The organism is Bacteroidota bacterium, assembly GCA_018698135.1.
Classification (GTDB): domain Bacteria; phylum Bacteroidota; class Bacteroidia; order CAILMK01; family JAAYUY01; genus JABINZ01.
On the sequence record JABINZ010000160.1, the window covers coordinates 37,741 to 58,771 of the forward strand.

At 34.2% G+C, this 21,031-nt stretch carries 20 protein-coding genes and 1 pseudogene; 7 read left to right on the forward strand and 14 right to left on the reverse strand.

From position 1 onward, the window contains the following. The first annotated feature begins 11 nt into the window (after positions 1-11). Positions 12-845: a metallophosphoesterase gene (locus tag HOG71_10490; GenBank protein ID MBT5991266.1), complete on the forward strand. Its 834-nt coding sequence runs from the start codon at positions 12-14 to the stop codon at positions 843-845. A gap of 145 nt (positions 846-990) precedes the next feature. On the opposite strand, the gene arsB is transcribed toward HOG71_10490, so the two are convergent. The 10 genes from arsB to HOG71_10540 form a co-directional block, all read right to left on the reverse strand. Beyond that, complete coding sequence (gene arsB / locus HOG71_10495) at positions 991-2,076, reverse strand: ACR3 family arsenite efflux transporter (protein ID MBT5991267.1); 1,086 nt, start codon at positions 2,074-2,076, stop codon at positions 991-993. Continuing rightward, positions 2,066-2,887 (reverse strand): arsenite methyltransferase, encoded by an 822-nt coding sequence (gene arsM, locus HOG71_10500; protein ID MBT5991268.1) that lies wholly within the window; start codon positions 2,885-2,887, stop codon positions 2,066-2,068. Before arsM ends, arsB begins: the two co-directional genes overlap by 11 nt. Positions 2,888-3,000: 113 nt before the next feature. Further along, positions 3,001-3,639 carry a protein-tyrosine-phosphatase gene (locus tag HOG71_10505; GenBank protein MBT5991269.1) on the reverse strand — a complete coding sequence of 213 codons (639 nt, stop codon included), beginning with the start codon at positions 3,637-3,639 and terminating at the stop codon, positions 3,001-3,003. Between the two features lie 55 nt (positions 3,640-3,694). Beyond that, positions 3,695-4,141: a thioredoxin family protein gene (locus tag HOG71_10510; GenBank protein MBT5991270.1), complete on the reverse strand. Its 447-nt coding sequence runs from the start codon at positions 4,139-4,141 to the stop codon at positions 3,695-3,697. A 63-nt stretch (positions 4,142-4,204) separates the two neighbouring features. Then, positions 4,205-5,521, reverse strand: coding sequence for a hypothetical protein (locus tag HOG71_10515; GenBank protein MBT5991271.1), 1,317 nt, complete (start codon positions 5,519-5,521; stop codon positions 4,205-4,207). A gap of 10 nt (positions 5,522-5,531) precedes the next feature. Beyond that, positions 5,532-6,233 carry a sulfite exporter TauE/SafE family protein gene (locus tag HOG71_10520; protein ID MBT5991272.1) on the reverse strand — a complete coding sequence of 234 codons (702 nt, stop codon included), beginning with the start codon at positions 6,231-6,233 and terminating at the stop codon, positions 5,532-5,534. 6 nt (positions 6,234-6,239) lie between these two features. Further along, the gene (locus HOG71_10525; GenBank protein MBT5991273.1) at positions 6,240-6,659 is read right to left on the reverse strand and encodes a thioredoxin; all 420 of its coding nucleotides are present in this window, start codon (positions 6,657-6,659) and stop codon (positions 6,240-6,242) included. A gap of 18 nt (positions 6,660-6,677) precedes the next feature. After that, positions 6,678-7,130 (reverse strand): hypothetical protein, encoded by a 453-nt coding sequence (locus tag HOG71_10530; protein MBT5991274.1) that lies wholly within the window; start codon positions 7,128-7,130, stop codon positions 6,678-6,680. A gap of 10 nt (positions 7,131-7,140) precedes the next feature. Beyond that, the gene (locus tag HOG71_10535) at positions 7,141-7,395 is read right to left on the reverse strand and encodes a thioredoxin family protein (GenBank protein MBT5991275.1); all 255 of its coding nucleotides are present in this window, start codon (positions 7,393-7,395) and stop codon (positions 7,141-7,143) included. A 24-nt stretch (positions 7,396-7,419) separates the two neighbouring features. Further along, complete coding sequence (locus tag HOG71_10540) at positions 7,420-7,722, reverse strand: winged helix-turn-helix transcriptional regulator (protein ID MBT5991276.1); 303 nt, start codon at positions 7,720-7,722, stop codon at positions 7,420-7,422. A gap of 181 nt (positions 7,723-7,903) precedes the next feature. Here HOG71_10540 and HOG71_10545 point away from each other — a divergent pair. The 3 genes and pseudogenes from HOG71_10545 to HOG71_10555 all read left to right on the forward strand — a co-directional run bounded on the left by HOG71_10545 (position 7,904) and on the right by HOG71_10555 (position 14,057). Next, positions 7,904-12,225, forward strand: a pseudogene (locus HOG71_10545) (CusA/CzcA family heavy metal efflux RND transporter). A 3-nt stretch (positions 12,226-12,228) separates the two neighbouring features. Continuing rightward, positions 12,229-13,386, forward strand: a complete 1,158-nt coding sequence (locus HOG71_10550; GenBank protein ID MBT5991277.1) for an efflux RND transporter periplasmic adaptor subunit — start codon at positions 12,229-12,231, stop codon at positions 13,384-13,386. Positions 13,387-13,517: 131 nt separating this feature from the next. After that, positions 13,518-14,057: a hypothetical protein gene (locus HOG71_10555; protein MBT5991278.1), complete on the forward strand. Its 540-nt coding sequence runs from the start codon at positions 13,518-13,520 to the stop codon at positions 14,055-14,057. 75 nt (positions 14,058-14,132) lie between these two features. Here the strand turns inward: HOG71_10555 and dnaA are convergent, their stop codons facing one another. From dnaA to HOG71_10575, 4 genes are all read right to left on the reverse strand, one after another. Next, entirely contained in the window at positions 14,133-15,566 is a 1,434-nt protein-coding gene (gene dnaA, locus HOG71_10560; protein MBT5991279.1) for a chromosomal replication initiator protein DnaA, read from the reverse strand. A 107-nt stretch (positions 15,567-15,673) separates the two neighbouring features. Next, entirely contained in the window at positions 15,674-16,591 is a 918-nt protein-coding gene (locus HOG71_10565) for a twin-arginine translocation signal domain-containing protein (protein ID MBT5991280.1), read from the reverse strand. Next, on the reverse strand, positions 16,584-17,351 hold the full coding sequence (locus HOG71_10570) for a 5'-nucleotidase C-terminal domain-containing protein (GenBank protein ID MBT5991281.1): 768 nt from the start codon (positions 17,349-17,351) through the stop codon (positions 16,584-16,586). The genes HOG71_10565 and HOG71_10570 overlap by 8 nt, the downstream gene beginning before the upstream one ends. A 15-nt stretch (positions 17,352-17,366) precedes the next feature. Continuing rightward, a complete protein-coding gene (locus tag HOG71_10575) occupies positions 17,367-17,885 on the reverse strand; it encodes a hypothetical protein (GenBank protein ID MBT5991282.1) in 519 nt (172 codons plus the stop codon). 143 nt (positions 17,886-18,028) lie between these two features. On the opposite strand from HOG71_10575, the gene HOG71_10580 reads away from it, so the two are divergent. The 3 genes from HOG71_10580 to HOG71_10590 all read left to right on the forward strand — a co-directional run bounded on the left by HOG71_10580 (position 18,029) and on the right by HOG71_10590 (position 20,928). Further along, positions 18,029-19,276 carry an FtsX-like permease family protein gene (locus HOG71_10580; protein ID MBT5991283.1) on the forward strand — a complete coding sequence of 416 codons (1,248 nt, stop codon included), beginning with the start codon at positions 18,029-18,031 and terminating at the stop codon, positions 19,274-19,276. Between the two features lie 137 nt (positions 19,277-19,413). Next, the gene (locus HOG71_10585) at positions 19,414-20,562 is read left to right on the forward strand and encodes a hypothetical protein (protein MBT5991284.1); all 1,149 of its coding nucleotides are present in this window, start codon (positions 19,414-19,416) and stop codon (positions 20,560-20,562) included. Positions 20,563-20,565: 3 nt separating this feature from the next. Beyond that, complete coding sequence (locus HOG71_10590; protein MBT5991285.1) at positions 20,566-20,928, forward strand: response regulator transcription factor; 363 nt, start codon at positions 20,566-20,568, stop codon at positions 20,926-20,928. Positions 20,929-21,031 lie beyond the last annotated feature (103 nt).

The following is a 21,031-nucleotide window of genomic DNA, read 5'->3' on the forward strand; positions in this document are numbered from 1 at the left end:
GCAAATGCTTAATGCAGTATTATTGCCCTGTGAAACGATTTCTCAAACGACTATTTCCCATCCTGTTTATCGCAGCTTTCCTTCTTACTATTTATGGTTATTTAGAAAGTCGATGGTTGAAAACTAATCGTATTGAAATTGCTCATACCGACATCCCAGAAAATTTCAAAGGCAAAAAAATTGTGTTCATATCGGATATTCATCATGGCCCCTTGTTTTCACAAAAAAGAGTTAAAAAGCTAGTTGATAGAATTAATAAGCTAGAACCTGATATTGTTCTAATGGGAGGAGACTATATTCACTGGTATCCCAAAAATGTACATACTGCTTTTGAAGAACTGAAAAACCTTTCTGCAAAATTGGGTGTTTACGGAGTTCTAGGAAATAGTGATCATTGGCAAGATCCAATTCAAACACAATTATTAATGAACAAGTCGGGCTTTCATTTGTGCGAAAACAACTCATTTTGGGTGAAAGATGGTTCCGATAGCATTAAAATTGGTGGTGTGGGAGATTGGGTTGCAGGATACCAAAAGTTGAATCGCACCACAAAAGATGTGATTGATGAGAATTTTTGCATTTTGTTGTTTCATCATCCCGACTATCTTGAAGCATTGGATGATGATCGGATTGACCTTACTTTTTCGGGCCATACGCATGGTGGGCAAGTAACTTTTTTTGGGTTATTCGCGTTTTATCTGCCATCAAAAAATGGACAAAAATATCGCTATGGCTTAGTAGAAAAAGGAAACAGAATTTCTTATATCAGCTCAGGTATTGGTACTGTAATTCCTCCTATTCGTTTCTTTTGCCGACCAGAAATTGTTGAAGTAACACTTAAGTGATATCTTCGTTTTACTTTGTGTCTTTGAGCCTTGGTGGCAAATAAGTATACTGAATAAAGAAATTTACTAAAACTGTAATTATTGCCAGGTAAATTATTCAAGCTGGAGATTGCTTCTGAACCTTTCAGATTCATCGCAATGATGTTCAAGTGCAAACCTCAGGATCCTCAATATTGCCTTCTGTTACATTGTCTTTAAACTTTTTCTGAAAACGCAAAGCCACATTGACCAAAGCAATTAAAATAGGCACTTCAACCAATGGTCCAATAACCGCAGCAAAGGCAACTCCTGAACTGATTCCAAATACAGAAATGGCAACAGCAATGGCCAATTCGAAATTATTGCTGGCAGCTGTAAAGGCAATTGATGTGGTTTTACTGTAATCTGCTCCAATTCTTTTTCCCATAAAAAAGGAAATAAAAAACATGATCAGAAAATAAATCACAAGCGGGATCGCAATTTTCAAGACATCCAATGGTACTTTGATAATGTTTTCACCCTTATAAGAAAACATAATTATGATCGTAAATAGTAAGGCAATTAGCGTTATTGGACTAATTTTGGGAATAAATTTGCTATGATACCAATCTTTGTCTTTTATCCGAATTAAAATAAATCGGGTTAAAAAACCAGCAATAAAAGGAATTCCAAGATAGATAAATACACTTTTGGCAATTTCCCCCATAGTAATCTGGCTTACAAGATCTGTGGTTTCCAATCCGAACCAGCCAGGCATAATAGCAATGAAAAACCAAGCATAAACAGAGAAAAACAAGACCTGAAATATAGAATTAAAGGCAACCAATCCGGCAGCATATTCTGTATTGCCCTTTGCAAGCTCATTCCAAACAATCACCATGGCAATACATCTGGCTAAGCCAATAAGAATTAAGCCATACATATAATCAGGTTGGTTCCGCAAGAAAATTATCGCCAGAAAAAACATCAAAACCGGACCAATAAGCCAATTCTGAACTAAACTCAAACCCAGTATTTTGAAATTCTTGAATACCTTTCCCAGCTCTTCATACCTCACTTTAGCTAGAGGAGGATACATCATCAAAATTAAACCAATAGCAATTGGAATATTGGTTGTCCCAGCCTGAAATCGATTGTAAAAATGAATAATATCGGGATACAGATATCCACCCAACACACCCAATAACATGGCCATAAAAATCCATAGTGTTAGGTATCGATCTAAAAAGGATAATCGCTTTTTAGGCCCCATCCTTTTTTGTTTTTGATGCGGTAATGGTTACGCTGAAAATACCTGTATTTCCAGTTCTAAACTCATTAATTTCATCTTCAGTCATGTAATGAACCAAAATTTCAACTGGCACCATCACCCGCTTAATATTTTTAATTTCAGGCTGATCAAATCCCGATTTCTCTATGATATCAATATAGGATTCAAGTTGAATAGCTCCAGCCACACATCCTACATATAGTTCTGCATCATCACGAATTGAATCTGGCAATTCCCCTTTAATAACCATATCTGAAATAGAGAATACTCCACCATACTTCAAAACACGATAAATTTCTTTAAAGGCTTTTTCTTTATCAGGGACAAGGTTTAATACACAATTGCTAATTACAATATCTATTTCTTGATCATTAATGGGTATATTTTCGATATCACCTTTAATGAATTCAATATTTTGATAGCCTTTTTGCTGTTTATTTTCTTGTGCTTTATCAACCATTTCATCGGTAAAATCAAGCCCAATAACTTTACCAGCATCACCCGTTAAATGATGTGCAAGAAAACAATCATTTCCCGCTCCTGAACCTAAATCAAGTACAACATCACCTTTTTTAATCCCAATAAATTCTGTCGGAATACCACAACCAATGTGTAAATCTGCTTTATCAAAATAACCGGGTAAACCTTCATAACACTGACTAAAGGAGGTAATGGTATCGTCCCGATGAATCTCTGAACTACAGCAACAACAGCTTGATTCTCGCCATTTCCCAAGAGCTACTTCTCCATATTTCTCTTTTACCAACCGCTTTTTAAGATCTTTTTCCTTCATCTGTTTTAATTAATTATTCGTAGCTGAAACTTTGGGTGGAAGCATGTTGGGAGTAAAGGAATTTGACAATATGAATGAGCTCAAAACTACTTTAGCTATTTTGCCTGATCTAATCATAATGACATATTTACATTCATAAATAAATATAGCATTTCTCTTGCAATTTGTTTGCTTCTTTCATCATATTTTTCAATCTCAAAAGCAGTACCATCAAATTCTTTAGGATCATCATAGGGCAAATAAAACCTTTTCTCAGCACCTGGAATAAATGGACAACTCTGCTCTGCATCTGAGCAAACCATAATGGCTGCAAAGTCATCTTCAGGATTATCAGGATGCGTGTAAACTTTCGAAAAAACGATCATTTCATCAGCATGCTCAGCGAGTTTCACTACATAACGTGGGTTCAATTTATTAACTGTACTCTGATTATTAATTATAAACCCAGATCTACGTAGAGATGCAATAGCTCTTTCATTCGCTGCCGTTGCCTCTGTTCCCCCTGAATAAGCACGAAAATCATCCAGCTGAATCCATTTGGCAGCTACTTGTGACCAAAGTTGTCCGAATAGGCTTCTGCGTGAATTATGGGTGCAAATGAAACACAGTTTCATATCTACACTATTTTGAAAACAATAACTTATGTATTGCGCTATCTCTTTCAACAATTTTTTCCTGACATCTGAAATAAGCTCAAATTCATTGATTCGTTCGGAACAATAAACTTGCAAATCGCGATTTAAATCTTTCATAATTATCGAATTATTTTATTCCTTCAGTATTCAGTTAGCATAATTTTTCTGTTCATTATTGAGAATTACCAGCATGTAAGAAAAGTTTTGATTGCAAATCTTCATAAGCCAAAAAACCTGTATGTCTAAAGTATTCTTTCCCATTTTTATCCAACAAAATCTGACTAGGAATGGCATACACATTAAAATATTTCCCCATCATTTTACCACTATCCGTGCGCATATCAATAAATTCAACATAAACGCTTGTCGGATATTTATCTTGAACCTCCTCCATTACTTTTTCCATTTTGTAACAGGAAATACACCCTTTTGCTCCAAATTCAAGGAAACTAAGGTCAAAATCTTTTGAGTTATTTGAATAATTATACTTCTCTGTTATTAAATTCTTTTGAATAGAATCTTTTGATGATGATTGCTCTACGGAAATTCGAGTTATTGTTTCAATTAATTTTTTCTTTTGAGAAAACAAGAAGACTATCAGTGCAATTGAAAAAATCACAAAGAAGATATTTATTCCTTTTTTAAACGATGGACTCATTGAGTTCGTAGGTCAACCTATATTTTATATTGCACCAAAAATTAATCCAGATATTGTTGCCATAATCACAACTAAAATAACATACACAACTGTTTTTTGTGTTCCCATTACACCTCTAATCACCAGCATATTTGGCAAGGATAAAGAAGGGCCAGCAAGCAATAATGCAAGAGCAGGACCTTTACCCATACCAGCAGCAATTAAACCTTGAAGTATTGGAACTTCTGTTAGTGTAGCGAAATACATAAAAGCTCCAACAATGGATGCAAAGAAATTTGAAAATACAGAATTTCCTCCTACTAGCTTGGCAATCCATTCTGCCGGAATAACTCCGGCCATGGCTGTTTCATCATGTGTTGATCCTAATAGAAATCCAGCAATTACAACTCCTATGGCAAGCATCGGTATAATCTGCTTGGCAAAATCCCAAGTTGATAAAGTCCATTCTTTATTTTCATCATCTTGTTTGTCAAAAAGTGTAATCATGCTCAATCCTGCAATAGCTACTACAATAGCTATTAAAGGACTTGATGAAACAAAAGCAGAAATTGCAGTAGCTATACCAGCCAGCAAAACCCAATGCCATTTTATTTTCAGAATAAAAACTAGTGATAAGGAAAACAATAATGCAAAAACCGAAGTAATTAGCCACTTGTTTGTCCATAACCAAAACCAGCCACCACTTGTGATTCCATCAGCAGGTTTGCCCCAATTTGCAAATACGAGAATAATGACTAAAACAAAGAAATGAAATGATGTTTGCCACATAGGGCGTTTTTCAGGCAAAGGTTTGATATGCATCTGTTCATCTGCTTTCACCTTCTCTTCTTTCTTGTAAATTAGAGACATAACAATACCAATAACAACTGCAAAAACTACAGCTCCAATAATTCGGGCTATTCCCATTTCAACGCCTAAAATTCTGGCTGTTAAAATAATTGCCAATATATTAATGGCTGGACCTGAATACAGGAATGCGATTGCAGGACCTAAACCGGCACCGCGTTTATGAATACTGGAAAATAAAGGCAGTATAGTACAACTGCATACGGCCAAAATAGTTCCCGAAACACTAGCTATTGAATAGGCAACCCACTTCTTAGCATTTGCACCAAAGTATTTTAATACCGAAGCCTGGCTAACAAAAACAGAAATTACACCTGCAATAAAAAAGGCAGGCAATAGGCATAAAATTACATGCTCGCGCGCATACCATTTTGCTAAATCGAGTGTAGCTGCAAACGCTTCCTGAAAACGCAAATTTTCAAGAGGAAGAAAAAACACGAACAAAAAAACAATGATAATCCATGTAAGTATTTTAATTTCTTTTTTCCATTCCATTACCTCTGATTTAAATAAAAAAGAAAAGGACCATATAATATATACCTACACCTATAAATAATACGGCAACCACTCGTCTGAACCATTTTTCAAATAGCTTCACTTTGTTGTAAAAATTACCAATACCTGATATTGTATAAGCTAATAAATAAGATATAATGATAACAGGTAGCCCAGTTGCAATAGCAAAAACGATGGGCAAATACAAGCCTTTTGCAGAAGTTATTGTAATAGGAATAAGCATTCCGAAAAACAAAACACCACTGTAGGGACAAAAAGCCAACGCAAATAAGATCCCAATAAACAAAACACTCCAGTATGAGTTTGTTCCTTTCTCTTCATATTTTTTTGTGAGTTTGCTAAAGCCCGGAAAATTGATTCGGATGATATCTAACATCAGGATGCCTATAATAATTAATAGTGGCCCTAGAAATTTCTCTCCATTTGATTGGAAAAAGCCTCCCAACTCAAACTGTGAAGCACCAAAAAAGAATAACAAGCCTAAGGATGTATAGGCTATGGCCCGACCTAAAGTATAGATCAGACCACTGATAAATACTCTGTTTTTATTTTCCAGATCCTTGCTGATAAATGCAATAGCAGTAATATTTGTTGCTAACGGACATGGACTGATGGCCGTCATAATTCCCAACAAAAAGGCCGATAATAAAGGCAAATTTGCACTGGAAAACCATTCTTGAAGAAATTCCATTTCAGACTATTTTAATAATTCATCAAGTTTTTTCTTGAATTCTGCTATATACTTGGTTTCATTTTTTCCATTAGAAAAAGCAAAATTGGTCAGATTTAATTTCTCATAACCCACAGCTATTTTTTTCTCAATAAAAAGAGATGAGGAAATTACATTGAATTTTCTAGCAATTGCTTTGTTCTCGGCTTTATCAATATTGATTACCTCATAGGTAATCAGTCCTTTTTCAATTTCTTTAGCAAAATAAGTATCCAAGGTGGTCTTGGTATGCTTTTCAATTGAATTGCATGTAAAGCATCTTCTTTCACCATGAAAATAATATACTTTTAATTGAGGATTATCTCCTTTTTGCATAATAGCTGTATCCAAACTTTGGGAGGGGATACTCAATAAAATTGTAATAATACTGATGAGTAATAGTTGCATTTTGTTTTTGTTTATAGATTATAAAACTTTTTCAATTTCCATTTTTATTGCCTCTCGTATTTTATCAGGATGAAGTTCAGCATTCATAAATGCCATTTCGGTTAGGTTGTAAATAGTTTCGTGATTATTAATTACAGTTCGCACGAATAAACCTGATCTTGTCACTTGAAATTCCTCAACCAAGGCCTCATTACCCGATTTATCAAAATCAATTTCCATCACTTTGACTAATCCTTTTTTGATTTCTTCTTCATAGTTGATTCTTGTATAACCTTTTGCCACTCGAGCTACTGCTTTACATGTAGCACATCTGCGCGTTCCATGAAAGTAATAAACCTCGGCTATATCAGCCTCGTTTACCGTTCCTTCACTTTGCACATAATTATCAGCCTCATGAGATGTTTTGTTTTTATCAGCTGGTGAACAAGAAAAAAGCAAAACAGCAAAACATATTATAAGTGTGTTTTTCATATCGGTAAGCTTATATATTATCTTGAATTATTTTCTTTAGTTCCTCCTTATTCGGAATTCGCCCGCTTAAAACTAACTTTTCGTTGATAACCAAGCCGGGGGTTTTCATCACGCCATAGTTCATTATTTTAATAATATCATCAACTAACAAAACCTCTGCTTTTACATTTAGTTCGGCAATGGCATTAATAGTTTCTTTCTCGAGCGTATGACATTTCGGACATCCAGTCCCTAAAATCTTAATATTTGTTCTTATTAGTTCCATTTAATTAATTATTTAAGTCTGTTTTTAGCAACTTATATTTCTATCTATAAATAAATTATCGATCAGTTTCTTGGCCTGCACCCAATTATCAGCATTAACACAATATTTGATTTTAGGCGGACTAATTTCACCTTGTATCAAGCCTGAGTCTTTTAATTCTTTTAAATGCTGTGAAAGAGTTGAACGGGCAATTGGTAACTCTTCGAATATATCTCCACTATAACAACAAGATTGATTGGCTAATATCTCCATGATTTTCACTCTTGCAGGATGTCCCAATGCTTTGGCAAATCGGGCAAGCTTAATATGTTCATCTGAATAGTCCATTATATCATTTCGTATTTCGCAAAATTACGAAACAAAGATAAGGAGACAATTATTACATAAACAAGACATTTTTAATATTGTTATAAGACATTATGACAAGCTTTTCTGACATCAAATAATTGCCTATTTTTTGTAAAACTAGAAACATTCTAATCACACAGCAAATCAAAAATTATTTGATATGATAGGTAAAGTTATTAGCTTTTCTCTGCAAAATAGATTGATCATTGGGATACTTACTTTAGTTCTTATCAGCTGGGGTGTTTATAATTTTACAAATTTGCCAATAGATGCTGTTCCTGATATTACGAACAATCAGGTTCAGGTAATAACAACTTCACCAAGTCTAGCCCCTCAGGAAATTGAGCAGTTTATTACTTTTCCAGTTGAAACCTCAATGGCTAACCTACAAGATGTTACTGAAATACGGTCCATATCAAAATTTGGCCTCTCTGTAGTAACCATCGTATTTAAAGACAATGTTGATCCGTATTTAGCCAGACAATTGGTGAGTGAACAACTAAAAATCGCTGAATCTCAAATACCTGAAGGATATGGGACTCCGGAAATGATGCCAGTAACAACTGGTTTGGGAGAAATATATCAATACGTTATCGAAACGAAAAAAGGTTACGAAGATGTTTACGATGCCATGGAAATAAGAACTATACAAGACTGGATTGTAAAAAGGCAGTTGGCAGGGATACCTGGAATTGTAGATATTAGCAGCTTTGGTGGTCTTGTTAAGCAATATGAAGTTTCTCTTAATCCACAGACACTTGTTGGGATGGATATTACCATTCATGAAATATTTGAGGCTCTGGAGAAAAATAACCAAAATTCAGGCGGAAGTTACATAGAGAAGGGATCGGAAGCTTACTATATTCGAGCAGAAGGTGTTATTGAAGATATTTCAGACATTGAAAATATTGTTGTTAAAAATATCAATGGATTGCCAATACTCATTCAGGATGTTGCCAAAGTCCAGATTTCAGCACCTCCCCGATTTGGTGCCATGACCAAAGATGGCAAAGGCGAAGCCGTTGGCGGAATAACCCTTATGCTTAAAGGTGCGAGCACTTCCAAAGCAATAAAAGATGTTAAGGAAAGAATTGATAGAATCCAAAGCACTCTTCCTGTAGGATTAGAGATTAAGCCTTACCTAGATCGTTCCATATTAATTAAGAAAACCATCCATACTGTTTCTAAAAACCTGGCAGAGGGTGGTTTGATTGTTATCTTTATACTGATTCTTTTGTTGGGAAATCTAAGAGCTGGATTAATTGTAGCATCTGTAATTCCATTGTCCATGCTATTTGCCTTTTCGATGATGCGGATTTTCGGAGTATCAGCTAACTTAATGAGTTTAGGAGCAATCGACTTTGGACTTATAGTGGATGGCTCAGTAATTATTGTAGAAGGAATTATTCACCAGATATATCTGCAACACAAAAGCAAGTATTTAAGTCAAACCGATTTGGATATGTCCATACAGCAAGCTGGAAATAAGATTGGAAACTCTGCTGTATTTGGCGTCATTATTATACTGATCGTTTATATTCCAATCCTGGCATTCTCTGGAATTGAGGGTAAAATGTTTAGACCAATGGCTCAAACTGTAAGTTTTGCTTTATTAGGGGCATTGCTTTTATCATTCACCTATGTTCCAATGATGTCTTCGCTTTTTCTAAACAAGAAACTCAAAACAAAAGCCACTCTTGCAGATAAAATTGTTGGATTTTTACAGAGAAAACATGAGCCGGTTTTGCTTTTTGGTTTGAAAAGGAAAGGCTTAATGCTTGGCCTTGCCAGCATCATCATTGTTATTACTTTCTTTATGTTTTCCAGAATGGGTGGAGAGTTTATACCAACTTTAGAAGAGGGAGATTTGGCAGCACAAATGACCTTAATTCCGGGTTCTTCTTTATCCCAAAGTATTGCTTCCTCCACAAAAGCTGAAAAAATTCTACTGGATAATTTTCCAGAGGTCAAAACAGTTGTTTCAAAAATAGGTACTGCAGAAATCCCAACTGATCCAATGTCTATTGAAGATGCAGATATCATGATAATATTAAAGGATAAAAAAGAATGGGTAAACGCTAAAACACGAGAAGAGCTGGTAGATAAAATGAAAGATAAGCTAAGTGTATTGCCTGGATTATCATTTGAATTTCAACAACCTATTCAATTACGCTTTAATGAACTGATGACAGGAATAAAAGCAGATGTTGCAGTTAAAATATATGGAGATGACTTGGATGAACTCTACAGATATGCAAATGAAACGGCAAGTATTATTCAAAACATTAAAGGAGCAGGCGATGTTAAAGTCGAACAAATAATTGGTCTACCTCAACTTAGAGTGAAATACAATAGAGAACAATTGGCAAGATATGGCCTTAATATAAATGAAATAAATAAAATTATCAGAGCTGCTTTTGCTGGTGAATCTGCGGGCATGGTTTTCGAAGGTGAGCAGCGCTTTGATTTGGTAGTAAGATTGGATAAGAATTTCAGACAGGATATACAAAGCCTGGAAAGACTCCGAATTAATCCCCCAAAAGGTGAACTTATTCTTCTAGAACAAGTTGCTGATATCAGTATTGAAAATGGCCCTATGCAAATTTCAAGAGATAATACCAGACGAAGAATAACAGTTGGAATCAATGTTCGAGACAGAGATATTCAAAGTTTTATAGATGAAGTTGATGTAGAACTTAAACAGAATTTAAAACTAGCAGCAGGATATTACACAACCTATGGTGGACAATTTGAGAACTTACAATCTGCTAGAAGAAGTTCAATTATAGCAGTTCCCATTGCATTAGCTGCTATTTTTATTTTATTGTATTTTGCATTTAGTTCGCTTCGTCAAGCAGCAATGATTTTCACTGCCATTCCCTTATCTGCTGTGGGTGGAATTTGGGGATTGCTAATCAGGGGAATGCCTTTTAGTATTTCTGCAGGAGTAGGTTTTATTGCTCTTTTTGGTGTTGCAGTTCTAAATGGAATCGTACTTATTACCTATTACAACCAATTAGAAAAAGAAGGAGAATCTGATATTTTTCAGCGTGTTGTAAAAGGAACTAAACTACGGTTAAGACCAGTGATAATGACGGCTACAGTTGCTGCACTTGGTTTCATACCAATGGCTTTATCAACAGCTCCAGGTGCTGAAGTACAAAAACCTTTGGCAACAGTAGTTATTGGAGGTTTAATAACTGCAACATTCCTCACATTGGTTATCCTACCTCTCATTTATTTAATGTTTAATCGCGATAAAGTTCAAAAAGAGATATGATAAAAATTAACCACATACTGGTTTTGAGTAGCATTCTTTTTAGTTATCAACTCCTAGCTCAAAATACTTCTGATACAATACTTTTAAATGAAGATAAAACAATTGAGATTGCTTTTGAGAATAATCTGAAACTCAAAAACAGCAAACTATTGGTTCAAATTGAAAGGGAGAAAAAAGCTTTAGCTTTTGATTTACCAAAAACTCAAGTAAACCTTGATTATGGTCAACTAAACTCAATAGTAAATGATCGTTTCATAGCTGTAAACCAAGAATTTGAGTTTCCTACAGTATATTACAGGGAATTGAAACTGGCAACTGAAACATCACAATTAGCTTTACTAAAGAATAATCTTTTCGAAATGCAATTTAAAGCAGAAGTGCTTACTACATATGTAAAATGGCACTTTGCATATAGTGAGCTCAATTTAGCGAATGATGAGTTAGTCTATTATCAGAAGTACAAAAAATCAATAAATGCAAAATATAACAGTGGAGAAATCAACTATTTAGCCAAATTGATGGCTGAAAGCAAACTTGGAGAACTCGAATTGAATCAACAAAGAAAAAGAGCTCTATTGGTTGAGGTAGAAAACGAACTAAAACAGCTACTTCAAATTCAGAATCCAATTGCACCTTTAGAAGGCAAAGTATTTAAGTTACCCTATGAAAGGTCTATCAGAAATGCATCTCCTCTAATGATTTCTCTTGCAAAGCAGGAACTGCTTGTTGAAGATAGAAAAACTAAGGCCATGAGATCCAAAATCAGTCCTGCTTTTTCTGTTGGTTATTTCAACCAAAGTATTGATCTCACAACAGCTTTCACAGGATGGCAATTTGGAGTAGGAATTCCATTATTCTTTTGGAGTCAAAAATCAGCATTAACTGTCGCTAAACTAAAATATGAAATTACTTCTAACACTCTTTCTGAAAAGGAATTAGCATACAAGTTACAGTTAAATTCTATGGAAACTAAATTAGACCAATTAGTTTTGGAATTAGGCTATTATGAAAGTCAGGCATTGCATCAGGCTCAAACAATATTAGAGCATGCTGGTAAAAGTTTTGATGCAGGAAACATTAATTACTTAGAATATTTACAAGCAATTTCGAATTCATACAGTATACAAAACAGATACCTGATTGCACTTAATAAATATAATCAAGCTACTATTGAATTCAATTATTTAATCGACAATTTATAGATTATGAATAAATTTTACATCTTACTAATCCCAGCATTTTCTCTAGTATTTTTTGCTTCATGTAACAAGAATAATGAACCTGAAAATTTAGAAGCATTTGACTCAAATTCCAATGAAATTGTTTTTACAAAAGAGCAATTAAAAGAAGCAGGTATTGAGTTTGGTCAGATCGAAAAGAAGTTATTGTCATACGACATTAAAGCAAAAGGGAAGTTAACTGTTAGTCCAGAGAAACATGCATTTGTTAGCTCAATGATTGGTGCTCAGGTAAAAACCATATTTGTTGTCAAAGGATCCTATGTCTCAAAAGGCCAGGATTTGGCTAAGCTATCCCATCCTGACATAATTGAACTACAGCAAAATTATTTAAATACAAAAAGTGCATTTGAACAGAAAGAAAAAGAATACCAAAGACAAAAAGTGTTAAAAACCGACAATATTAACTCAGCAAAAGATTTTGAAGAAACAGAAAAAGAATACTTGTCGGCTCAGGCAAATTATTTTGGAAGCAAAGCAAAACTTGAACTTCTGCATATTTCAATAAGCAATCTTAATAGTGGCATAATAGCAAAAGAGTTTGCTTTGAAAAGCCCAATAAACGGGTATATCAATGAAATTTTTATTACTAATGGTGCATTTGCCGAAACCAATATGCCCTTGTTTGAAATTATGGATATCAGTAGTTTACTCATTGAGATTAGTGTTTTTGAAAAAGATATACTGAAGATTAAAAAAGGTCAGCGAATTACTTTTACACTGGCCAATGTTAAACATAATGAATTAGAGGCTAATGTAATTGCTATTGGAGGGTCAGTCGAACCAAATGCAAATGTGGTTAAAGTTTTAGCTGCCTTTGATAATCCCGACAAACAATTTATTCCTGGAATGTTTGTAGCAGCTTCCATTCATACTGATGAAAAACTATTTGATGCTTTACCCGAAAGTGGAGTTATTCAAATAAACAGCAAGCATTTTATATACTATACAGAGTCAAGCAGCCATACTAATGATATTACTTTTAAACGTGCAGAGGTCAATATTGGTTTTAAAGAAGATGGTTTTATCGCAGTAACAGTAAATAGCAAGATTCCAAAGAATGCTCGAATAGTAACAAATGGAGGATATTTCATCAAAGCATCTGCCCTCAATTTGGAAGAATGATTTGAGCCTCGCCTTATCCTTATTTAGATTTATTATAATTAATTTGGTTTGTAACATATTCCTATTTACTTTTGAATAGGAATTACCCAGTCCTGTTACCATTTTATTTATAACCTTTTAAACCAATAAAAATGAAAAAATTAAGCTCATACGTTATTGTATTTGCAGGATTAGTGATGTCTTTTTATTTTGTTTCATGTGAAAAAGATGACCCAAATGCACCATTTGTAGCTGTTCAGGATGATTTGAATATGGCAACAAATGATTTTGATTTGAATGTAACAGGCAAGCCCTATGGAGATGCAACAATCTCTCATAATGGATCCAGCATGCCTGCCGATTCAACTTTTAGAGATATTTTTACAAATTTGAAGAAAAACGCTGATGATGTTGAAAAAGGAACCATTATTACAAAGCATACTTACCTGATGGATAATGCTGGGATGAAAAGCGACTTACAAGTTACTTTTGCGATGATCAAGCGTGAATCTGGTTATTTTGCTGATGGAGGAGATTGGGAATATGTAATGATGCCTTTTGATGCTTCGGTTGATTATACAATGAATCCAAATGGATTGTTACCTGATACAACCTCAACTATGCGTGGGAAACTAGCCAATTGTGCTGCTTGCCATGCTTCAGGAGGAACAGATTATATTTTTATAAAATAGATGTTGATATTAATCAGAAAAGGGATCAGCCAAATGAGGTTGATCCCTTTTTTTATGCACTCAATTTTGGTTTTATTATCCTAAATTAATATTAATAATCTTTTGTATTTCAGTCAATTTGTTATTGTATTCAATATCTGTATCCTTTAAATCATTTACTGTTTGACATGCATGAATAACAGTGGAGTGATCTCGATTTCCAAAATGCTTCCCTATCACACAAAGTGATGAATTGGTTAGTTTTTTAGAAAAGAACATAGATATCTGACGAGCTTGAACAATTTCTCTTTTTCTTGTTTTAGATTTAATATCTTCGACAGTAATACTTAAGTGATCACCAACCAGTCGTTGAATATGCTCAATCGTTAACTCTTTCGAAGATTTTTTGATAAAATTCTTTAAAACTTCCTTAGCCAGATTGATATTTATTTCCTTTTTATTAAATGATGCTTGTGCCAGCATGCTTATTAAGGCTCCTTCTAATTCCCTGACACTGGTATTTACATGATAAGCTACATACTCAACAACATCACGTGGTAATTCAATACCATCAGCATGCATTTTATTTTCCAGGATAGCAACCCTTGTTTCAAAATCAGGCTTTTGTAAATCGGCAGATAATCCCCATTTAAATCTCGACAGCAAACGTTCTTCCAATCCCTTCATATCTTTTGGAGAAGTATCCGAAGTAAGAATCAATTGCTTTTCGCTTTGGTGCAAATGATTAAAAATATGAAAGAATATATCCTGCGTTTTTTCCTTGTTGGCAAGAAACTGAACATCATCTACAATTAATACATCTATTAATTGATAAAAATTAAGAAAATCATTGACAATGTTGTTTCTAACTGATTCGACATACTGATTAGTAAATTGCTCAGCCGAAACATAAAGAACCACTTTGTTTTTAAAGCTATTCCTTATTTCATTACCAATAGCTTGAGCAAGATGTGTTTTTCCAAGCCCCACTCCTCCATAAAGGAATAGTGGATTGAACGCAGTTCCGCCAGGTTTTGACGCTACAGCTAATCCAGCTGATCTGGCCAAACGATTACATTCACCCTCAATATATTTATCAAAAATAAAGTTTCCGTTCAATTGAGGATCCACTTTAATTTTCTTCAGACCAGGAATAATAAAGGGGTTTTTAATGCTATTGGATATATTCAAAGGCATTGTAACCTCCATACCTTCATCGGCATTTAATTGTGAACCAGGCATGTTGATTGTTCTTGCTTTACCATTATCGGAGCTATTCTCCACAATAATATTATACTCTAAGCGAGCACCAGGACCAATAACCTTCTTTATTGTACGTCTTATTAAATTGACATAATGCTCTTCCAACCATTCATAGAAGAAAAGGCTAGGCACTTGAATTGTGAGAACTTTGCCCTCTTGCCTTACTGGTTTGATTGGGTTAAACCAGGTTTTATAGCTTTGCATATTAACATTATCTTTAATAATGTCAAGGCACTTCTCCCAATACTCAATGTGTTTATCACTCATAATTTTTTTGCGAAATAGTAATTGTGGATAACTTTCCAAACGGATATAAAGTTCCAAAAATTTTCAACGATTACGAAATTAATGTGAACAAATTTTTCTAAATATTTTTAAGAAATAGAAACTGAGGATGCTAGCGTAAAAATATTATTTTTTTTAGCATTGAAATAAAAATCGACTCTTCCAAGGTTAATTCCAGCCCAACCTACCTGAAATACACGGCAGTCATTGCTTTCAGCGTTTTTGACCATTCTAGGTTCAGATAAAAAAGTATGTGTGTGCCCTCCAATTATCAAATCTGTATATCTTGTATTTTTGCCAATTACTATATCACTTATTTTATGTGATTCATACTCAAAGCCCAAGTGAGATAAACAAATAATTAGATCGCAGTTCTTTTGAGTTTTCAACATCTCCTCTTCTTGCATGGCAATCTCTAGCGGATTCTTATAGACTGTATCACCAATGAGTGAATCAGGAACCAGGCCATCCAACTCAATTCCTAAACCATAAACCCCAACCCGAATTCCGTTTAAATCAAACACCTTATTATTAATAGACTTTTTGTCCATAATGGTAGATGAAAAATTGTAATTAGAAGAAATAAATGGAAAAGTTGCTAATTCAGCTAATTGTGATAAACGTTCAATACCTGCATCAAAATCATGATTTCCAATGGCAGCGGCATCATAACCCATTTCTGACATCAGTTTAATCTCCAACTCACCCTGATAAAAATTAAAATAGGGTGTTCCTTGCAAAATATCGCCAGCATCAAACAAAAGAACGTTCTCATTTTCATTTCTAATTTCCCTTACCATAGATGCTCTGCGGGCAAAACCACCTAAACCTTGATTCCTACTTCCATCCATCGGAAATGGCTCAATTCGGCTATGCACATCATTTGTGTGTAGAATAGTAATTTTCCGAACATCTTGCTTGGCTAATAAATTAAGAGGCAAAGAACTCAATGCAGCAGCACCTATACCACCAAGCCCAGAATATTTTAGAAAATTTCTTCTATTCATCTATCCTTATCCTCCCTTGAAGTTCTGCTGAAAGTTCATTTCCGGCAACTTGTTCCAATTTAATAAAATCGATTATCATATCTCTAAGGCGAACTCCAACTAAATCTCGATAGCTTATATCTTCTAAAAAAGACATCCCACTACCTCCATTTGCAAGATAATCGATAGTAGCTACTTTATATATTTTTTGCTTATCAATCTCTTTTCCTCCAATTGTTGCTTCAAATATTGTGTCATTTTTGATAGTGAGCATTAAGCCTGATACAGCAAGTTCTCCACCTAAAGCAATGTAATCAAAAAGTTTGGTCAGCGTTTCATAATCCATTTCTAAAACAATAATTTCATTCTCGAATGGCATCAACTCATAAATCTTACTTAGGCTAATGTCTCCTTTTGGCAATATTGTTCGTAAGCCCCCATTGTTTGTAAAAGCAAAATCAACTTGTTTATGCAACTGATTTGTGGTCATTTCAAACATCAAATCCGTAACAAAATTCCCCAAAAGTCCTTCAGGAAAATCTTTACTCATTTCTATTGCTGAATGACCTATAACCTGGTTCATTGTTAGCGACAGGCTATCTTTATACGGCTGAATCAGCTCATTTATTCGACTATCTTCTGCTACATGTTCGTTAACAGAAATAGAATTGGCTTCAATCTGTTGTAATGTATATTGAGATTTACAGGAACTTATTGAAACAATAAGTAGCCAGATTAAAAATAATCTCACACTTCGTCCTGCTATCTTTTTACTATTCATTATTAATTCAGAAATTTAAAATAATTGAGCAGCCTCTTTCTTCAACATAGCAATAGTAGCTACAAGTAAGGACCTTACACTATTGCTATTGGCAATAATTGTCTTGGTAAGAACAACAGCTGTTTCGGTATCCGACATTTTTTCTTTTGCCAGATTTAGTTGTTTAATGACTTCTTCTTTCGCATTAACAAGCATTTGCCAACTCTCATTCGAGATGTATAATTGCTGGGCCAGATTGTGCTCAAACTCTGACCTCACAGTTGATAATAGTTGCAAATGAAAATCTGCTGCACTCAAATTATTCTTATTCATGCGCATAACCATTGCAGAAGGGCTCATTCTTTCTAAGAATAGCACCAATCTTTCGTATGCTTGTAAACGTAATAAAATGGTTTCTTTATTTACCAAAGCTTTGTTCTCAATATATTTCTTATCTGTTTCATTTTTAAGAAAAAATTTGATCAAATAAAAGGCAGTAAAAAAAACAATTACTGCTGGCAATACAATTTTGAGTAATTCGAGCATAAAATCCATGGTAAACTTTTAATGCAAAAATAAGCCATTCAAATTATTAATAGGCTTATAATTGAATAATGAAAACAAGATACTTAAAAATAATATCTATTTGAATAACGCATAAAATACCTAAATTGGTATGCTTTAATAATTCATTTTTGATGAAGAATACATTAATATATAAGTTACTTCATTTCGAAGACCTATCGCTTGCATTCAGATATGTAATGGGTAATTTGTTGAGAAGTATTCTTACCATTTTGGTTATCGTTTTTGGCATCATGTCGCTTGTTGGCATGTTAACAGCTATTGATGGATTAAAAAGCTCCCTATTAAGTAATTTCTCTCAATTGGGTTCAAATAGTTTTTCAATCAGCGATATTAATTATTTTGCTTCCGAAAATGGCCGCCCTGTTCAATATCCAAAAATAAGCCATCGCGACATTCGTATTTTTAAAGAACGTTATACGAATAAAGCTATCGTTTCTGCTAATTATACAGCCTCACAAAGTGCAATTGTGAAATTTAAATCAAATAAAACAAATCCACGAATACGCGTTATTGGAACAGATGAGAACTATTTTGTAAGCTCTTCGCTAAACATTGATGAAGGCAGAAACTTCAATCACATCGAAACCCAATACGGAGCCAATGTTGTTATTTTGGGAAGTGGATTAAAAAGAGAATTATTTGGAAATGCAAATGCCATGGGAAAGGTTGTTACATCGGGTTCAGGAAAGTATAAGGTTATTGGGATACTTGAAAAAAAGGGAGCAACTTTCGGCATGTCTTATGACCATATTTTTATCGTCCCAATGAAGGCAGCCAGAAAAAATTTCGCTTCACAAAATGAATCTTATACATTAGGCGTTCAGGTTTCCAGTTATGAAAAACTGGATGTTGCTGTTAATGAAGCAATCGCTATTTTCCGTATGGTTAGGCAATTAAAACCAAAAGATGAGAATAATTTTGATTTGCAAAAAAGCGACAACCTAATCAATATCATTACCAAGCAACTTCGGGCAATAACCATTGTTACATTAGTTATTAGTTTAATCACTTTAATCAGCTCAGCAGTAGCATTAATGAATATAATGCTCGTTTCAGTTAAAGAACGAATTCGGGAAATTGGAACTATGAAAGCACTGGGTGCAACTGTTGATAATGTAAAAAGACAATTTCTATCTGAAGCACTGATAGTCAGTCAAATAGGCTCTGCTTTTGGAATTGTATTTGGCATAGCTATAGGGAATCTATTTGCCAGCAAAATGGGTAGCGAATTTGTCATACCATGGGGTTGGGTAATTTTTGCAGTTATTATGAGTATTGTCGTTGGCATTACTGCAGGTTATTATCCCGCAGTGAAGGCTGCGCGCATGGACCCCATCGATGCATTGAGACATGAGTAAAATATAAATTTCAATTACTAGATTGAATAAAATATTGAGTTTTCAACAATCCCACCATATCATTTAAATCGTCAGGATAGCATTAAGTTGTATTTTTCTTGAAAATAAATCTGGCTTTAATAAACGGAATCATCAAAATGCGTTTTAAAATAATCAAAATCTTAATTTTTCTGATCCTACTGACTCCCTTATTCAGCTATTTATGGTGGCAATTTTCAAAAGAAAAACCAGTCAATATTTACATATTAGACAAAACAGTATCTACTTTCCAACGCAATGAGCATCTAGCATTGAATTGGGTGCTAAACCAATACAGATATACAAAAGATGATCTTTCATCCTATCAAGCCAATACTGATTATGATGGATTTTATCCATTAAAAAACAAGCAGTTCTACACACAGGACATGGACTCCTTGGATGAATCTCAATTGGATAGTCTTTCATCTGCTCTGGATTTAGTTTATTATACCGACCTCTATGGAGTGTATGAGAATGAATGGTATTACGACAAAAATGAAACGGAACATTCAAAACTCATTTATGGTGGGATGACCGAAAATGAATATCTTTTATTGGAGAAAATGAAGAATCAGAAAAAATTAATTATTTCTGAGTTTAACATGATTGCCTCCCCTACATCATCCACAATCAGACATAAAACCGAGCAATTATTCGACATTCACTGGACAGGCTGGACATGCCGTTATTTTAGCTTATTAGATACCACAAAAAATAAGGAATTGCCTCGATGGGTTATCCGCTTATATAAAGAACAAAATAATGGGAATTGGCCTTTTAAAAAATCGGGAATTGTTTTTGTTCATGAAAATAGTCGAATTGAAATTCTTGAGAAAAAAACACATCTAAATGACGAACTACCTTTTATCTTTACTTCAGAATATGGTCAAAAAACATATCAATTACCAGCTAAAATTTCGTATCCTTATTGGATTGACATTACCTATTCCGGGCATAGTAATCAAGTTGTATCGACCTATTTAATTAATCCAAATGACGAAGGACAGAAATTGCTAAAGGATGCTGGAATACCATTGGAATTTCCGGCTGTAATTGAACATATCGATGACTATAAGTTCTACTATTTCTGTGGGGATTTCACCGACAATCCCATAAATATCAATTCCAGTTTTTTTCGAGGCATTTCAGGTATTAGCTTTGCATTTTACAACAGCGATCAACTTGAGCAGAGGAAACAATTTTTCTGGACTTTTTACAGACCAATGATAAAAGAAATATTAAGTAAGCACCTATTAACAGAATAAGCAATGAAAATACTTGTATGCGAGGATGATTTAATTATCCTTAAAATGTTAGAATTAAAACTGTCGCGTGAGGAGTATGATGTTCATATTGCTCACGATGGTCGGGAAGCAAAGGAATTATTGAATAAAAATGAATACGAACTGATTCTTACAGATATTATGATGCCCTTTATTGGGGGCACAGAACTGGTCAATTATATTCGAACTGAACTCAAATCTGATGTACCCATTATCGTTTTATCAGGATTGCATGATGAGGATACTATTCTTAAAGCATTTGATTTAGGTATTGATGATTACATCATAAAACCTTTTAGCCCAAATGAGTTATCGATACGCATGAAAAGAGTTATTCGAAGAAAATGAGAAAATATGTCCTTACAGCCTTTCTGTTATTTCTATTATTCGGCCTACCTAAAATTAGTTTAGGACAAAAAAACATTTCAGCCCAGCCCGATAGTTTTTTCTT

Excerpts from the sequence above, each read along its gene's own strand:
- HOG71_10490 (MBT5991266.1), top strand. The coding sequence starts at position 12 with ATGCAGTATTATTGCCCTGTGAAACGATTTCTCAAACGACTATTTCCC.
- arsB (MBT5991267.1), bottom strand. The coding sequence starts at position 2,076 with ATGGGGCCTAAAAAGCGATTATCCTTTTTAGATCGATACCTAACACTA.
- arsM (MBT5991268.1), bottom strand. The coding sequence starts at position 2,887 with ATGAAGGAAAAAGATCTTAAAAAGCGGTTGGTAAAAGAGAAATATGGA.
- HOG71_10505 (MBT5991269.1), bottom strand. The coding sequence starts at position 3,639 with ATGAAAGATTTAAATCGCGATTTGCAAGTTTATTGTTCCGAACGAATC.
- HOG71_10515 (MBT5991271.1), bottom strand. The coding sequence starts at position 5,521 with ATGGAATGGAAAAAAGAAATTAAAATACTTACATGGATTATCATTGTT.
- HOG71_10520 (MBT5991272.1), bottom strand. The coding sequence starts at position 6,233 with ATGGAATTTCTTCAAGAATGGTTTTCCAGTGCAAATTTGCCTTTATTA.
- HOG71_10525 (MBT5991273.1), bottom strand. The coding sequence starts at position 6,659 with ATGCAACTATTACTCATCAGTATTATTACAATTTTATTGAGTATCCCC.
- HOG71_10530 (MBT5991274.1), bottom strand. The coding sequence starts at position 7,130 with ATGAAAAACACACTTATAATATGTTTTGCTGTTTTGCTTTTTTCTTGT.
- HOG71_10535 (MBT5991275.1), bottom strand. The coding sequence starts at position 7,395 with ATGGAACTAATAAGAACAAATATTAAGATTTTAGGGACTGGATGTCCG.
- HOG71_10540 (MBT5991276.1), bottom strand. The coding sequence starts at position 7,722 with ATGGACTATTCAGATGAACATATTAAGCTTGCCCGATTTGCCAAAGCA.
- HOG71_10550 (MBT5991277.1), top strand. The coding sequence starts at position 12,229 with ATGAATAAATTTTACATCTTACTAATCCCAGCATTTTCTCTAGTATTT.
- HOG71_10555 (MBT5991278.1), top strand. The coding sequence starts at position 13,518 with ATGAAAAAATTAAGCTCATACGTTATTGTATTTGCAGGATTAGTGATG.
- dnaA (MBT5991279.1), bottom strand. The coding sequence starts at position 15,566 with ATGAGTGATAAACACATTGAGTATTGGGAGAAGTGCCTTGACATTATT.
- HOG71_10565 (MBT5991280.1), bottom strand. The coding sequence starts at position 16,591 with ATGAATAGAAGAAATTTTCTAAAATATTCTGGGCTTGGTGGTATAGGT.
- HOG71_10570 (MBT5991281.1), bottom strand. The coding sequence starts at position 17,351 with ATGAATAGTAAAAAGATAGCAGGACGAAGTGTGAGATTATTTTTAATC.
- HOG71_10575 (MBT5991282.1), bottom strand. The coding sequence starts at position 17,885 with ATGGATTTTATGCTCGAATTACTCAAAATTGTATTGCCAGCAGTAATT.
- HOG71_10580 (MBT5991283.1), top strand. The coding sequence starts at position 18,029 with ATGAAGAATACATTAATATATAAGTTACTTCATTTCGAAGACCTATCG.
- HOG71_10585 (MBT5991284.1), top strand. The coding sequence starts at position 19,414 with ATGCGTTTTAAAATAATCAAAATCTTAATTTTTCTGATCCTACTGACT.
- HOG71_10590 (MBT5991285.1), top strand. The coding sequence starts at position 20,566 with ATGAAAATACTTGTATGCGAGGATGATTTAATTATCCTTAAAATGTTA.